Raw genomic sequence first — 13,573 nt, 5'->3', positions numbered from 1 at the left:
AGGCCCAGGCAATTGGGCTCGCCGATAGGCCTGGCCAAGCCAGACGAGATTTTGCTCAGCCGCACACGAGCCTCGCCGAGAGTCACCTGTGGCGTGGGCGTCGTCATTACGGCAAGATGCTCATCGGCCTTTGGACAAATCACGCGAAAGCAGGTCGCGGATGACATTCAGATCTGTAAGATACAAACTGACCGACGTGGGGGGGTGACTACCAGAAAGCCGTTTTTGCAAGCAGGCCCTTTGCCTTTGTGCCTTTCCTACACAGCTTTTGTCGGTCGAACGGATAACCGAGACCGCGAGATACCACCAGCTTGATGAAGCGCATGTGACAGCGGCTCCCGCAACCGCTTTCGTTATATCAACTCACCATCTCGGTCTAACCGCCCGGGGCGGACTTTTTTTTAAGGATAGGGGGTTGACGACGGTCAGCTCGGCCAAGTTTGGCATTGCCAAGTCCAATCGGCACATGAGATCGTCGAGTCCAAGTCGGTCCATTTTTGCATCGCGAACGCTGATAGTGCGAGTTTCATTGAGCATCTCATATCGCAGTCAACCATCCCGCATCATTGGATCGTTGGGTTCGTCTCAGGTGAGCGCAGCCCTTAGTTCAGCAATCAGTTTCCCGCACGCGGGTAGGTGGCGTTCCTCCACATCCAAAATACAGAGAAATCCTCGCTTCTTGGCTGCCGCTATGGCAGCTGGAGTTTGAGAGTCCGGACCGGCCGCCTCGGAAACAATATCGATCAGACGGTCCATGGCATGCAGGCGGCCGAGTAGGTAATCGTTCTCACGGTAAGCCCGCGACAGGAACGCTGCAGATTGACTAAAGCCAGTTCCCCTTAGCCGGAATGTACCAAGTCTGTTGATGCCGACAGCGTCCTGTGCGGCGATGCGATCAATCCGGATCTCATTGAACTCCCCAACTTCGCGCCACGGCATGACCGGAAACGTCACAATATCCCAGAAGGGAAACCCGAGGTAATTCACCAGGACCTCATGCGCTGCACGCGGTGGCCACCGCTCGGTTTCGGCAAGGAGAACGTCGAGGTCCGAGGTAGTGGATTTGAGGTCCACGTCCGAGCCCAAGTGCTCGATGAGGAGATCAATCCGATCCTTATGTCGCGTCACAAACGACTGCGCAAATTTGGATATCTCTTTGACTTCAGCCGGAGATGGACCTGCCCGAAAGATGTCTTCGACCAGATTGCGCGTGGTCGCGCTGACGCTGGCTTCCGTCTCTCTCCGCTCCAGCGCCTCGGCACACTCGTAATACTTACGTTTCAAGCGGTCGACGCTGGCGGCGTCTAGCCCATCGAACTCTTGTGAACCGAGCATTTGGGAAAGGCGATTTTGACCTTCAATCAAAAACCGTAGCCTGCGCTTTCGATAACTTATGTCAAATGTAAGCAAAAACGCGATCCACTTCGGGATGATCTCACCGCCTGTAACTCCACGCACAGACGAACTGTCTGCGGGCTCGTATATTACACCAGCGCGGATCGCCCAGGCGTCTATGATCTCCGTGATCGACCGTGCAAACGGCGATTCCATACGAACGCCGCGTATCTCCATTATCATTCGGCTGATGAAATCTCGCACCGAGGCGAGCTTCAGACGCACATAGGCATCGTATGCGAAGCCCGCGTCGCGAGCGGCCCTCACGTTTGCCTGCTCGCGCCAACCGCGAATCTGAGCCGCGCTGTCCGACCCCTCGCAGTCGAAGGCCTCGACTTCCTCCACAACTCGCCGGATATGAGGACGAGCGCTATCCACGATCGATCTGAGCCGCCGCACTTGTTCGTTGAAGTCGGCTATCCAGCCAAGCTCGTCGGTTACAGGTTGCGACAACGGAATCTCGGACATCGCGCCTTTCAATGTCGAGAAAAACCCCGGCAGGCCGTGATGGGCAGCTAAGCCCGTTGGTGTGGGATTGGGATCAACGTAAACGACCCGTCGATCTACCTCACGATAAGCGGCGCGGCCTCGGATGGCGCTGACCGCCTGGCGAAACGGATGGCTGCTCAAGACGCTGCCATCGATGAAGGGCACGGACGCAGCGTCAACATTCATCTGCGCATAATTTTCGAAGTTTCTGACCATAAAATCCGCGCGGTGCGGCCAAATAATAGAGCGGTCTCTGAGTAGCTGATCGACCTCCAGAATGCGCGCCGGCGGGAAGGCTCCTGGAATTGATGATGTTGCGCGCGCGGCGAAAGCTAGTGCGGGCGCATTCGTCATGTCAAAATCGCTTTTGATAGCTCCGCTTGCGCTCCGCCGATATTTGAAATGAAGCTGGTGACGGTGATCGCGCTCATGGATGATCGGCGGACTGTGAATCGGCATGCTTCGTTGATGACCGTTGAAATCAGTCAAGGTCACGAATAAGTCGAGACCCTGACCTGGAGGAAGCAGAGACGACGTCTCCTCCCGTGGCCTTCCCATCGCCGCCACCGCGTCGTACATCAGAGCCGTCATCTTCGGACCATCAAACGGCGGTTCGAACCAGCGAGACCGCATGAACAGCGACAGCTTGGAACGCACCTCCGGGTCTCTAACGAGCCCCTTTCCAATTAGACCCGCTGCCCAGAAAAGCGGCCGAAGAACCCATTTGCTGAATCTACTTGCCTTTGCTTCGGATGCCAGGAGTTCAGTTATATCGGCATTCTCAAGCCAGAGGTCGCGCAATCTCCCCAGCGGCAGGTCATGGCTCAGTGCACGTGCCAGCATGACCCCGTTGATTCCCCCCGCAGAGGCACCAGCAACTATGTCAACCACGACTCGCAGGTCGACCGTTCGACCGACGTCGCGCAGAAGGTCGAAATAGATCCTTTCGGTATCAAATTCGGGGTCGGAAGCATCGCGGACATCTGCGAATGCGACGCTCGAGCGCTTCTTCCGGTTGGCAACGGAATGAAGAGCGCTCGAAGCCCTGGCGAGCTTCAGAACCTCCTTGGTGATCCCATGCATATAGATAGCGAGCGAGGCACCGCCAAAGCAAACAAGCGCTATGCGGAGTTCTTTTTCGCGCAAACTCTTTTCCGATCTTGAAAGTATCGATACCCTTCACAATAGCTGCCTAGCGACACAGAGGTAAGGTTTTTTCCACAACTGGAGCACACTTAAGCCTTGCGTCGGGAAATCCGGGGCAGCTCTTAACCGACTTTCGTCGGCAACATCCTCCCGGGCAGGTACGAATGCGGCTCGCAATCCTACACTGGCCGTCGCGCCATGAAACTTGCCCCCTCAGGAGTCATGAGGAATTGCCCCTCATTGGACAGCCGACGAGCGAATTGACGATGAAACGAATCACGGAAGGCTCGTCGGGCGCCGAATGAGGTGACAGAGATGTTACGGCGGAGAGCGAGCTGGGGTCTGAAGCGGATTGCGCGATAGCTGGCAGAGGAGCTCATTTGGGCGAGATTCAGCCGGCCCTTAACAAGGTCCATCTCTCGAACAGGCTGGCGCTCGTCAACCGGATAGTGATCGCTTGAGTGGTTTAGCCCGGGACGTCCGGGAGCCGATCGGATCGCGATTGGGGCCGGTGCCGGTCAAAGTATGCGCGAAATCGCCTGAATGCCTTTCATTCCGCTCCCGAACCGCGCGATTGCTTCCCTGTGCCTTTCCAACTCGCCGTAAGGCAAGAAGCGTACCTGCAAATCCGCTACGCGACTGAAAGCGGGGCGGCGAAGTTGTGCCCGAACCTCCTCTTCACGCGCATCGGGGGCAACCAGAAAGAGACCGCCCGTCGCGTGCAGGTCGCTGCTTAAGGCGAGATCCAGCATGCGAACGATCCCCGAGTAGATAGAGGTCGTGTGTTCGACCTCGAAAGCGGCCGTCACGCGCGTGCCATCCGAGTTGATCCAAAGGACGTCGATGAGTCGGATCGAGTCCGCCCCCGGCAAGCTTTCGATCGACGGCGAAAGGCACTCCAGGCAGCCAGCGGCCAGCATGCCACCATTGTGGGTGCGCCCACGATCGTTTGAGGCAACCCAGACCTTGTAGCCGAGCGCTAGCCCCAAATCCCTGAGCCACGCCTGAATTTCCGTGTGCGTGCGATCGCCTTCTCGGGCGGCGGCGATCGATCCCTGTAGTCTCTTGGCTGTATCCCGTGCCTTCGACAATTCTGCGAACCACGCATCGCGCGCCGCATCTCCTTCGGCCACCGGCGGCGCGGAGTAACGTCCCATACCGATATCGAAGAGGAAGCCCGCGATTGCCCCGAGATCGTTCGACAGGAGATCGCGGTGGGTCTGGTTCAGCCGCAACATGCCGGCTCGCATCGCCAGATACTGATCCCAGCGTCCGAGCTTGACCTTCGAACCGGTGACAGCATTGAAGCCATTGACGATGGCGGTGTTGAACGGCGACATCAGGGTAGGGTGCAGGAAGTAAAGCAGATTTGCGACCGCCGGACCGAGCCCTTTGATGGCCAACCGATCGATTGTCTCGATTCCCTCGATCAACTCCTGTTCGGTGCTGCAACACGAGCAGTGATGGAGCAGTCGACCGAAGGCCCGCTGGTTCTGCGCATCCTCATAGATATCCGGAATGCGCAGCTTAGGCTTCCAAAGGAAGGCATGATCGGCGCCTTTGAATATTTGCCGCTGCTCCGCAATGGAGCCTACGATCGTTTCCAGCGAGGAGCCCCTGTAGACGTTGCCGAAAGTTCCGGCCTCGATCTCCTCGACCACCTGCGCAATGCCCCGCCGGATCGATCGAAAATTCTTGAGTCGCTCGTCCCAGAGAAACCAACTTCGATAGGTTGATTCCGGATCATCACGCCAACGTTCAATCAATACGCGCAGGAGATCAGCCACCCCACTCTCCCTTGGACATTTCTTGCCTGTCTAAGTCGATCACCAATCAATTCGCGAATAGACAAGATCATCGGTGGGCTTAGGCCTTGTCAAGTCGCCTCCGCTGCCTGGCTCTTTGATTGCCCGGTGCTCACCAACTCTAAGAGGAACAATGCCGACGGGAACGATGTCAATCAGCGCTTCGGAGCCGCCGTGATTGCCCTACCGTATGATTGTTTTCTGATTGTCTGGTTCGTGCTCGCGCTGGCATCTACGGCCTATGTGCCTACGACCAGTTCGCGGGGAATCCCGGCCCGACAGTTATGAAGTGGGGCTTATCCTGGTCACGCTCTACATGGGCCGCTCGGGTTCTTGCTGTACGTCCTCGCCGACAAAGATCCACGGAACGAGACTTTCTTCGAGCAAACTTGCAGGGCTGGCTAGTTTCAGATTCGGACAGTTCGTAGTCGCAGCGCATTGCCCACCACGCTGACCGAGGAGAGCGCCATCGCGGCCGCGGCGACGATCGGTGTCAGCAGAAGACCGAACGTCGGGTAGAGCACCCCGGCTGCGATCGGAATTCCCGCCGCGTTGTAGACGAAGGCGAAGAACAGGTTCTGGCGGATGTTGCGCATCGTGGCGCGCGAGAGACGCCGTGCACGCACAATCCCGTTCAGATCGCCCTTCAGGAGCGTCACTCCTGCGCTCTCCATCGCCACGTCCGTCCCTGTGCCCATCGCCACTCCGACTTCGGCGGCGGCCAGCGCCGGCGCGTCGTTCACCCCGTCTCCGGCCATGGCGACCTTCCGGCCTTCCTTCTGTAGCCTGGCGACGACTGCGCTCTTCTGATCCGGCAGGACTTCAGCTTCGACGTCGCCGATGCCCAGCCTGCGTGCGACCGCCTGAGCCGTGGTGCGGTTATCGCCGGTGAGCATGATGACCCTGACGCCTTCGGCCCCAAGGTCCCGCAGCGCCTCCGGCGTGGACTGCTTAACCGGGTCGGCGATGGCGAGGATGCCGGCGAGCTTGCCGTCCACGGCCATGTTGATGACGGTGGCGCCTTCGCCGCGCTGACGCTCGGCTTCGGCTTCTATGGCGGAAGTATCCACTCCCTGCGAGCGCATGAAGCTGGCGTTACCGAGCAGAACTTTCTTGCCATTGACAGCTCCCAGCGCGCCCTTTCCGACGGGCGAGTCGAAGTCCTGGACGTCAGTTATCTGGATGCCTCGCTCCTTCGCTTCGTTCACGATCGCGTCCGCAAGTGGGTGCTCGCTCGCGCGTTCCACGCTGGCCGCGAGCTGCAGCACTTCGGCCTCCGAGTAGTTGCCAGCGGGCACGATAGCCACGACCTTCGGCTTGCCCTCCGTGAGGGTGCCTGTCTTGTCCACCACGATGGTGTCGATGCGCTCCATGCGCTCCAGCGCTTCGGCGTTCTTGATCAGGACGCCCATGTGAGCGCCGCGCCCGACACCGACCATGATCGACATCGGAGTGGCCAAACCGAGAGCACAGGGGCAGGCGATGATTAGGACGCTGACTGCGGCGACGAGGCCGAAGGCGAAGCGGGGCTCCGGACCGTAGACCGCCCAGGCGGCAAAGGCCGCGATAGCAACGACGATGACGGCCGGGACGAACCAGCCTGCAACCTGGTCGGCCAAGCGCTGGATGGGAGCGCGGGAGCGCTGGGCCTGCGCAACCATCTGAACGATCTGAGACAGCATGGTGTCGCTGCCGACCTTTTCGGCGCGCATGACGAAGCCGCCGGAACGATTCAGCGTGCCGGCGATCACCTTGCCGCCGACCTCCTTGGTGACGGGCATCGATTCGCCGGTAACCATCGACTCGTCGAGCGAGGATCTGCCTTCGACGATCTCACCGTCGACCGGCACCTTCTCGCCCGGCCGCACGCGAAGGCGATCACCTGGCTGCAACACCGCAATCTGGACCTCCTCCTCGTCCATGCCGTCAGAGCGAATACGACGGGCTGTCCTCGGCGCGAGGTCGAGAAGAGCCTTGATCGCGCCTGAAGTCGCTTCGCGGGCCCGCAGTTCGAGCACCTGGCCAAGCAGGACCAGCACGGTAATGACCGCAGCCGCCTCGAAGTAGACGGCTACCGCTCCATCCTGCCCTCTGAACGTGGCCGGAAAGACACCCGGGACAACGGTGGCGGCGACGCTGTAGACCCACGCGACCCCGATGCCCATCGCGATCAGCGTGAACATGTTCAGATTGCGTGTCAGGACCGATTGCCAGCCGCGCACGAAGAACGGCCAGCCCGCCCAAAGCACCGCCGGCGTTGCAAGGACCAACTGGATCCAGTTGGAAAGCGTCTGATCGATCCAGCCATGGCCGCCGATGAGGTGACCGCCCATCTCAAGGATTACAACAGGGACCGAGAGGGCGAGGCCCACCCAAAAGCGCCGGGTCATGTCGATCAGCTCGGGGTTCGGACCGGTTTCCGCGTTTGCCAGCTCGGGTTCGAGCGCCATGCCGCAGATAGGGCAGTTGCCCGGCCCGAACTGGCGTATCTGCGGATGCATCGGGCATGTGTAGATTGTGCCTTCCGGCGCGTCGGGAGGGGTCGCTTGCTGCGTCTCGCGGTGAACGTACGTCGCCGGATCTTCCGCGAATTTCGCCCGGCAGCGCTCCGAACAGAAGTAGAAGGTCTGTCCGTCGTGCTCGATCTTGTGACGAGCCGTGGCGGGATCGACCAACATCCCGCAGACAGGATCCACGGTCGGGCCTTGCGCTGGATCGTGACGATGGTGATCTGCGGACTCCTGGGAGGTGGAGTGAGACTGTCCGCAGCAGCTTCCGCGCGCTTTTTCCAAACCTGAGGCGTCCTGCTCAAACATCATCATCTACTCCATCTCTTGCGGAATGTACCCGTGGGGGGTACGTACGGCTCATGATGAACGACATCAAGGCTTCTTGTCAGAAACGCCTGAACCGCATCGAAGGCCAAGTTCACGGGCTCGCGAAAGATGGTCGACGAGGACAGATACTGCATCGATATCGTTACCCAGATCTCAGCCGTGCGTTCCTCGCTTCGTCGTGTAGAAGAAGAAATCCTGAAGGATCACGTCGCCCACTGCGTGGAACACGCCATCCGCAGCGGCGACAAGCCGATCAGCGCCGAAGATCGCGGAACTGATGGAAGTCGTCGGCCGGGCGGATAGTAAACGAGCGACGGTCACGAATGCTTGATCCCGGATCAAAGACGCCCATCGGACCTGGACTATGTTATTTAATGAAATACCTGCCGCCGCAGTGGGATCCGCAGGCCGCGAATGCCGCTAGACAAGCAACTCGGTTGGTTCCTGCCATTTTGGCATTCGTGGATCGCCTCCTTGGGCGAAAAGCTGCCGGTCGGCGCGTTGAGTTGGAGCCGGGTTATGTTCAAGCACACAGTCAGAACTCTGTTGCTGGCACTGCCATTGGCAACAGCAACGGCAAGTGCTTACGCAGGTGTCACCATTTCGGATAGGCGGTATTGGCCAAACGAGGCGAGGCAGAGCGCGCATGAGCTGTCGGTTCCGCAGGACGGCGGGAGTTCTGCGTTCGCTTTAATTCCTATGGCGCCGCCGGGCTACTCCTTCGCGCCATCTCCGAGCAGGCGGGTCTGGAGATATCAACGAGCCAGAAATTCCCGATGATGTAGCTGCATGTTCGACGCGAGGCGGGCGACCGGAAACTCTCTTTTCGGGACAACGGAAGCCCGTAGGTGGGCGGATCGTTCCTCTCGGTTCGCGCCTTTGATATCGATCAAGACTTCCGCTGCAGCATACTGTTTACTGTTTACGTAGCAGGAGTTTACGATGTCGCTGCAGGAGCGTTCCGATCACCAGGCACAGCCGCCGAAGGGTTTGTCACTTCAATCGCGCGCCGGACTGGTTGTGATCGGATTTTTGATCGTCGCAGGTGTCCTGCTGTTCACCGAACACCGCGCACACGTGCTCGGGCTTCTGATTTGGCTCCCCTTGCTGGCTTGTCCGCTGATGCACGTTTTCGTGCACGGTGGGCACGGCCATGACGGCACTGACAGTCAGCAGGACAATCGGAGAGCGTCATGAACGAGGCCACGCCTGCCTACGGCCTATGGAGCCTTGTGATCGTCAATTCGGCGATCTTCATCTTCTTTGCTTACACGTTCTTCAAACCACGGACACCTCGGGATTGTCGCTCATTCAGCGCATTCAGCGCGTTTCTGGTGGCACTGTTCGCGGAAATGTATGGATTCCCGCTGACCATCTACTTCCTGTCCGGCTGGCTGCAGTCGCGGTTTCCCGACGTGGATTGGTTTTCGCACGATGCGGGTCACCTCCTGGAAATGATGTTTGGCTGGAAGGCCAATCCGCACGCCGGTCCATTTCACATCTTAAGCTTCGTCTTCATCGGCGGCGGCTTCATCCTGATTTCTGCAGCGTGGAAGGTCCTTTATGATGTGCAGCAATCGCGGTCGCTCGCAACGACGGGACCCTACAGCTATGTCCGGCACCCGCAGTATGTCGGCTTCATCATGGTCATGTGCGGCTTCCTGTTGCAGTGGCCGACGATCCTCACGCTCGCTATGTTTCCGGTCTTGACAATGATGTATGTCAAGCTTGCGTGGGCCGAAGAGCAGGATGCCAGAGCGGCATTTGGCGAGGCATACGCAAGATATGCGGCCAAGGTGCCCGGATTCATTCCGAAGCTCAGCCGCATCCTGGGCCAATCGGCTGGCGGTTTTCCGCCACGGCTGATAAAATAATCCGAGAGAGCCAGATCAAGTCATGAAGCAAGTCCGGTATGGCAATATCAAATTTGCCCTCGGCGCGGCAATGCTCGTCGCAGCAGTGGCTGTGTTGTGGATGATGTCCTCCGCCGGACCGCCGCGATCTGTTAAGGTGGAGGTCACCGAGCCCGAGCTGTCCGCATTGGCCACAAAGGGCAAACCCTTATTCGAGGCCAATTGTGCAACTTGTCATGGAATGAGGGCCTCGGGGACGGAGAAGGGTCCACCCCTTGTTCATGACATCTACAATCCCGGGCACCATGCGGATCCCGCATTTTTTTCGGCAGCCAAGTTCGGCGTGAGGCAGCATCACTGGCCCTATGGAAACATGCCGCCGCAACCCCAGGTCCGTGAGGATCAGGTGGCGGCCATCGTGCGATACGTTCGAGAGCTCCAGATCGCAAACGGCATCAAATATCGGTCGCATCACATGTAAGGCACCAGCTGCAGGTTCGATTTCAAGTGACCAAGTCGAAGAGAGCCGGTTGAAGCTTCGGGATTTCTACAAGCTGTCCTGGTTCGATCTTGCTTTACCACAATACGCGAACGCCGCCCGCAACAAACAGGCTGCCGACAGCCTCTCCGTTGGCCCTCGCAATACCGGCTGTTTCTCCGAGCTTGCGGTCCCATACGACGCCGATATAGGGGGCGACGTTGCGAGTAACTTCATAGCGTAGCCGAGCACCCAGCTCGACATCGGTGAATCCACTGCCGAGATTGAGATCGGAGACGCGCTGCGCCTGCAGCTTGAGGTCTATGCGAGGCTGCAGAATAAGCCTGTTGGTAATCAGAACATCGTGAAAGGCGGTGAGCGCGGCTGAGACCTCGCCCTTCTGGCTGATGTAGAGGTCGGCGTCGATCTCGATGAAGAATGGGACCAATCCTTCGACGCCTATGGTGGCATAGGTGCGGTTGGACTTGGCCGAAAAGTCCTGGCGAATGCCGAATTGTGCATCAAAATAATAGCTGATGAGGCGCGAATAGAGTAGCTGCACTTGTCCTTCTTCGAGCTTTCTCGTTTTGCCGTCATAGAAGCCTTCCGACTTCAGGAAGAACTTGTCGTAGTCCCCCCCGACGAAGGCTTCCATGTCCCATCGAGCGTTCGACCCGGGCCCGTTCCATTCCAGCTTCTCGAACCGCATGCTGCCGAATGGCTGCTGATCTGGGAACATTGGCTGATAGTAGGGGACGGGTGGGACGCTCAGGTCAGAATAGTTCGGCTTTAGCGAGTTGGTTGATGACTGCGCTGAGGCGATCGACAGCGTCGCAAGAATAAGACCTCCGCTTGCGACCAAGGTGGAAAGCAATTTTTGCATTCCGTCCTCCTATTTTGCGGCCGAGGCCGTCTCGCGCACGACCTCGATCTTGCGCATCATGCCGGTTTCCATGTGGTAGAGCTGATGACAGTGGAAGGCCCAAGGCCCTTCGGCATCGGCCGGAACATCGACGTCGACAGTCGCGCCTGGCTTGATGTTGACCGTGTGCTTTTTTGGGCTTCGCGCGCCATTGCCGACGTCAGGCAGAAACCAGGTGCCGTGAATATGCATCGGGTGGTTCATCATGGTTTCGTTGATGAACCGGAATCGGACACGCTCGCCGTAGCGCAGCACGATGGGCTGTGCCTCGCTAAACTTGCGGCCGTTAATCGACCAGAAGTAGCGCTGCATGTTTCCGGTGAGACGGATTTCGATGATACGGTCGTAGCGCTTGTATGGGTAGGGATCGATCGCCTTGAGATCGCGATAGGAAAGAACTCTGGTGCCTGGAGGCGCGCCGGTATCGTTGGTCAGTGGATCGGGGTCCATGTTGACCGAGGTGACCGGGACGCTGGCCATGTCCTCGCCGCCGCGCAAGGCATCGGCCTGCGGCCCAGTCTGAAGCCCAGTAGATGGCATCGACGCTGGCGACATCCGAGATCTTCGGCTTGCGCCCTGCGAACCGCCTTTCATCGCTCCATGATCCATTCCCGACATTTGTGCCAGCGCCTCGCTGGTACTTTGCGTAGGCGCTGAACTCATTCCGGGCATCTTGCCGTGGTCCATGCCCGGCACGGTTGGCGATTTCGCTGGCTTGCTGGGCTTGGATCGCGGGGCGCTCGCCGCGTGGCCAGTGTGCTGGGCGCTACCGGAGCTCGTCGGGACGCCCTTCGGCATCCCTTTCATTCCTTGCATGCCGCTCATCCCGCCACCGGAGGACATGCCCCCCATGCCAATTTCCATAGCGACAGGATCTTCCGGTGCGACATGGCCTGGCAAATCCTGCTCGGGCTGCCGCGTGCCGCGATCCTGTCCTTTGGGTCCCAAATTCATGCCCATCTCGGCCATGGACACCAGGGGTCTAAGCCGGTGCGGCGGCAGGCCGCCGATCATGCCGGGGCGCGGCGCCAGGGTGGCCCGCGCGAACCCGGTGCGGTCCATCGGTTCGCCCACGATGGTGTAAGCGCGGTCTTCCGTCGGCTGGACGATCACGTCGTAAGTTTCGGCATTGCCGAAGCGAAACTCATCGACGCGCACGGGTTCGACGTTGTTTCCGTCGGCGGCGACCACTGTCATCTTCAGGCCGGGAATGCGGACGTCGAAGTAGGTCATCGCCGAGGCATTGATGAAGCGCAAACGGATGCGTTCGCCGGGGCGGAACAGAGCCGTGAAATTCTGCTCGGGCGTTCGGCCGTTGACCAGGAAAGTATAGGCCGACACGTCCGAGATGTCGGTCGGATCCATTCGCATCATGGACCAGGCGATGCGGTCGTTGATGATAGCTTTGCTTGCCTGCTCGTCCGGCGCCTGCGAAAGCTCCTGGAACAGACTGACCAGAGTGCGCCGGTTGAAATTGTACCAGCTGCTATCGATCTTCAAGTTATGGATCACGCGACTGGCCTCGTCGGTCCAATCCGACATCATGATGATGTAGTCACGGTCGTACCGGTAAGGGTCCGGCTGCCGAGGCTCGATAATGATCGGCGCGTAAATCCCGAGTTGCTCCTGCTCGCCGGAGGAGTGGCTATGGTACCAGTACGTTCCCGATTGTTTCACCTTGAAGCGATAGGTGAATGTCGTCCCCGGCTGGATGCCATTGCCGTAACCGGGCGAGATGCCGGGCACGCCATCCATCTCCGGCGGAACGATTAAGCCATGCCAATGAATGGATGCGGGTTCGTCGAGCTGGTTCGTTACATTGATCGTGACATTCTCGCCCTCCTTGAAACGCAGCAGCGGTCCTGGCAGCTGACCATTGATCAACATCGCCGCGGCCGGACGGCCGGTAATGTTTACCGCGCGACGCTCAAGGACCAGATTGTAGGTCCCAGCCCTCGCCTGCACGCCCGATATCGTGAGAATGACGCCTAGCAGGAATAGGCGAAGCGGCAAGCGATGAAGCAACGACTGCATGGGGGTCTCCCGGAAACTCGGAGCGGTTCGTATCCTTCTCCAGACTTGCACACCCGGTTCGTTGTACAAGCTGCGCGGATTAATATTCCGACACTGTGACCAGCGCGCCATACTTCAGGCTGAGGTCATGGCTAATTCATAGATGTGTGCCGAAGCGTTGCAAGCACATCTGCGTCAACCCGCATGGGCATCGGCCGAAGATCACTTTCCGCCAGCATCTGCGGCGCAAGCTTTTTTGGCCACTTCCTAGACGGCATCCAGCCTACGACACGAGCTGAGAGCAGAACTTTAGCCCGTCCTCAAGTTCGATTTCCGGCGGCCTCTCGGATTGCGGTCGCGAGACGACGTAGGCGGGCTTCTGGGTCGGATTTTCGACGCAGAGGACCTCGACCGAACGCCCTTTCTGGTACACCTGCCAGTTGGCCTTGTACGTGGTCTCTGGCGCGATCAGGACGCAGATCGCTTGTCCAAGCGCGCAAAGCTGCGGCAATGCGGGCCCCATTTTCCCTCCCATGTTTCCGCCGACGAGACGGCGGTTCGCTTGAACGTTGATGATAGTATTGGAACTCGCGGCGATTCTTGTTTTTTCTCCAGACTTGCACACTCTTATGGTT

General features: G+C 58.9%; 9 protein-coding genes and 1 pseudogene. 4 read left to right on the top strand and 6 right to left on the bottom strand.

Annotation, left to right across the window (positions count from 1 at the left end; genetic code table 11):
- Positions 1-585 precede the first annotated feature (585 nt).
- From K410_RS36330 to K410_RS0100885, 3 genes are all read right to left on the bottom strand, one after another.
- Positions 586-3,030 carry a patatin-like protein gene (locus K410_RS36330; RefSeq protein WP_049819861.1) on the bottom strand — a complete coding sequence of 815 codons (2,445 nt, stop codon included), beginning with the start codon at positions 3,028-3,030 and terminating at the stop codon, positions 586-588.
- Positions 3,031-3,548: 518 nt separating this feature from the next.
- The gene (locus tag K410_RS0100890) at positions 3,549-4,817 is read right to left on the bottom strand and encodes a type II restriction enzyme NmeDI-related protein (RefSeq protein ID WP_028133089.1); all 1,269 of its coding nucleotides are present in this window, start codon (positions 4,815-4,817) and stop codon (positions 3,549-3,551) included.
- A 425-nt stretch (positions 4,818-5,242) separates the two neighbouring features.
- Positions 5,243-7,651 (bottom strand): heavy metal translocating P-type ATPase, encoded by a 2,409-nt coding sequence (locus K410_RS0100885; protein WP_028133088.1) that lies wholly within the window; start codon positions 7,649-7,651, stop codon positions 5,243-5,245.
- A 53-nt stretch (positions 7,652-7,704) separates the two neighbouring features.
- On the opposite strand from K410_RS0100885, the pseudogene K410_RS38225 reads away from it, so the two are divergent.
- From K410_RS38225 to K410_RS0100865, 4 genes and pseudogenes are all read left to right on the top strand, one after another.
- Positions 7,705-8,003: pseudogene (locus K410_RS38225) on the top strand (metal-sensitive transcriptional regulator).
- Positions 8,004-8,614: 611 nt separating this feature from the next.
- Positions 8,615-8,869 carry a DUF2933 domain-containing protein gene (locus K410_RS0100875; RefSeq protein ID WP_028133086.1) on the top strand — a complete coding sequence of 85 codons (255 nt, stop codon included), beginning with the start codon at positions 8,615-8,617 and terminating at the stop codon, positions 8,867-8,869.
- Positions 8,866-9,546, top strand: a complete 681-nt coding sequence (locus tag K410_RS0100870) for a methyltransferase family protein (protein ID WP_028133085.1) — start codon at positions 8,866-8,868, stop codon at positions 9,544-9,546. The genes K410_RS0100875 and K410_RS0100870 overlap by 4 nt, the downstream gene beginning before the upstream one ends.
- Positions 9,547-9,568: 22 nt before the next feature.
- Entirely contained in the window at positions 9,569-10,006 is a 438-nt protein-coding gene (locus tag K410_RS0100865) for a c-type cytochrome (protein WP_028133084.1), read from the top strand.
- A gap of 94 nt (positions 10,007-10,100) precedes the next feature.
- Here the strand turns inward: K410_RS0100865 and K410_RS0100860 are convergent, their stop codons facing one another.
- From K410_RS0100860 to K410_RS0100850, 3 genes are all read right to left on the bottom strand, one after another.
- The gene (locus K410_RS0100860) at positions 10,101-10,886 is read right to left on the bottom strand and encodes a copper resistance protein B (RefSeq protein ID WP_028133083.1); all 786 of its coding nucleotides are present in this window, start codon (positions 10,884-10,886) and stop codon (positions 10,101-10,103) included.
- A gap of 9 nt (positions 10,887-10,895) precedes the next feature.
- On the bottom strand, positions 10,896-12,959 hold the full coding sequence (locus K410_RS0100855; RefSeq protein WP_080672090.1) for a copper resistance system multicopper oxidase: 2,064 nt from the start codon (positions 12,957-12,959) through the stop codon (positions 10,896-10,898).
- A 262-nt stretch (positions 12,960-13,221) separates the two neighbouring features.
- A complete protein-coding gene (locus K410_RS0100850; protein ID WP_028133081.1) occupies positions 13,222-13,461 on the bottom strand; it encodes a hypothetical protein in 240 nt (79 codons plus the stop codon).
- Positions 13,462-13,573: the final 112 nt, after the last annotated feature.

This window comes from Bradyrhizobium sp. 22 (assembly GCF_000482425.1).
Taxonomy (GTDB): Bacteria; Pseudomonadota; Alphaproteobacteria; order Rhizobiales; family Xanthobacteraceae; genus Bradyrhizobium; species Bradyrhizobium japonicum_B.
Note: the sequence above shows the minus strand (reverse complement) of the source record. Positions and strands in the feature narration are given on the sequence as shown.

What these genes read in the sequence shown, in the direction of transcription:
- K410_RS0100885 (WP_028133088.1), bottom strand. Translation starts at nt 7,651, where the DNA reads ATGTTTGAGCAGGACGCCTCAGGTTTGGAAAAAGCGCGCGGAAGCTGC.
- K410_RS0100875 (WP_028133086.1), top strand. Translation starts at nt 8,615, where the DNA reads ATGTCGCTGCAGGAGCGTTCCGATCACCAGGCACAGCCGCCGAAGGGT.
- K410_RS0100870 (WP_028133085.1), top strand. Translation starts at nt 8,866, where the DNA reads ATGAACGAGGCCACGCCTGCCTACGGCCTATGGAGCCTTGTGATCGTC.
- K410_RS0100865 (WP_028133084.1), top strand. Translation starts at nt 9,569, where the DNA reads ATGAAGCAAGTCCGGTATGGCAATATCAAATTTGCCCTCGGCGCGGCA.
- K410_RS0100860 (WP_028133083.1), bottom strand. Translation starts at nt 10,886, where the DNA reads ATGCAAAAATTGCTTTCCACCTTGGTCGCAAGCGGAGGTCTTATTCTT.
- K410_RS0100855 (WP_080672090.1), bottom strand. Translation starts at nt 12,959, where the DNA reads ATGCAGTCGTTGCTTCATCGCTTGCCGCTTCGCCTATTCCTGCTAGGC.
- K410_RS0100850 (WP_028133081.1), bottom strand. Translation starts at nt 13,461, where the DNA reads ATGGGGCCCGCATTGCCGCAGCTTTGCGCGCTTGGACAAGCGATCTGC.